Origin of the sequence: Aromatoleum toluolicum (assembly GCF_012911005.2) — a bacterium.
GTDB lineage: Bacteria > Pseudomonadota > Gammaproteobacteria > Burkholderiales > Rhodocyclaceae > Aromatoleum > Aromatoleum toluolicum.
Genome location: NZ_WTVS01000172.1, coordinates 1 through 1,727, shown reverse-complemented (window position 1 = coordinate 1,727; position 1,727 = coordinate 1). Strand labels below are relative to the sequence as shown.

Annotated in this window: 1 protein-coding gene; it reads left to right on the top strand. The window is 66.5% G+C overall.

The genetic code is table 11. The annotated features are described in order from the left end of the window. Positions 1–177 precede the first annotated feature (177 nt). Positions 178–1,692 carry an IS66 family transposase gene (gene tnpC / locus GPA27_RS28210; RefSeq protein ID WP_169143721.1) on the top strand — a complete coding sequence of 505 codons (1,515 nt, stop codon included), beginning with the start codon at positions 178–180 and terminating at the stop codon, positions 1,690–1,692. Positions 1,693–1,727 lie beyond the last annotated feature (35 nt).

Here is a 1,727-nt window from a genome sequence, read left to right as displayed (position 1 = left end):
TCACTGGAGCGATGGCGAGGGTGGTGTGGCGCTCACCCGCGCACAGTTCGACGCACTGGTGCTGGGGCTGCCGTGGCGCCAGCTCGGTGAGGACGGGGTGATCCGAATCCTTTGATCCGGCGCCATCGGCAATTGCCCCGATGGTGTAGCCGGGAGCCGATCAGGCATGATCGGCGCATGGTTCTTCCCGCCGACCTCGATCACCTGGATGCCCAAGCTCTTCGCGATCTGCTCCACCAGCAGCAGCGCGAACTCGTCTGGCGCCAGACCAAGATCGACCGGCTCACCCATGAGCTCGCGCTCTACAAGCGTCAGCGCTACGGGGTGCGTGCCGAGCGCCTGTCGGCCGAGCAGGCGCGGCTCTTCGAAGAGACGTGCGACGCCGATCTGGCGGCGATGAGCGCGGAGCTCGAAGCGCTTCAGCCCGAAGCTGACCAAGCCCCCGCCGCCAAGGGGCAGGCCCGGCGCCGGCCACTGCCGCCCGAGCTGCCGCGTACCGAGATCCGCCACGAGCCGGAATCGACCACCTGCAGCTGCGGTTGTGAGATGCGCCGCATCGGCGAGAACGTTGCCGAGAAGCTCGACTACACTCCGGGCCAATTCACTGTCGAACGCCACATCCGTGGCAAGTGGGTATGTGCCGAGTGCGAAACGCTGGTGCAAGCCCCCGTGCCGGCCCAGATCATCGACAAGGGCATCCCCACCGCGGGGCTGCTCGCCCAGGTGCTCATCGCCAAGTACCAGGATCACCTGCCGCTCTATCGCCAGGAAGGCATCTTCGGGCGGGCCGGGCTCGCGATCCCGCAATCGACACTGGCCCAATGGGTGGGCCAGACCGGGGTGCAGTTGCAGCCCCTGGTCGATGCGCTCAGGGCCGAGCTACTCGCCAACCCGGTTCTGCATGCGGACGAGACCCCGGTGGCGATGCTCGACCCGGGCGCGGGCAAGACGCCCCGCGCCTACCTGTGGTCCTATAGTCTGGGCGCCTTCGATCCCATCAAGGCGGTGGTGTATGACTTCGCGAAGAGTCGTGCGGGCATGCACGCCCAGGCGTTTCTGGGCGACTGGCGCGGCACCCTGATTTGCGACGACTACGCGGGCTACAAGGCCCTTATCGCTCAAGGCGTGATCGAGGCCGGCTGCATGGCACATGCGCGGCGCAAGTTCTTCGATCTCACCGTGCAAGGCCAGAGCCAGATTGCGGTCGAGGCCCTGGACACCATCGGGGAGCTCTACGCCATCGAGCGCGAGGCTGCCGAGTTGGATGCCGAGGCCCGACAACGCTTGCGCCAGGAGCAGGCCCGGCCGATCCTCGAACGCTTACACGGCTGGCTGCTGCTGCGCCGGGGGCAGGTTCCCAATGGCTCGGCCATCGCCCGCGCCATCGATTACAGCCTCAAGCGCTGGGGCGCGCTGACGCACTACGTTGATGACGGACGCGTGCCCATCGACAACAACTGGATCGAGAACCAGATTCGGCCGATCGCGCTCGGCCGCAAGAACTGGCTGTTTGCCGGCTCGCTTCGTGCCGGCCAGCGTGCCGCCGCGATCATGAGTCTCATCCAGTCCGCACGCCTCAATGGCCACGAGCCCTTTGCCTATCTGAAGAACGTCCTCGCACGCCTGCCCAGTCAGCCTCACAGCCGCCTTGGTGAGTTGCTGCCTCATCGCTGGCAGCCTTCGAACGGCTGAACAGCCACGTCAAGACGGGTTGCCCGGGGGCTTAC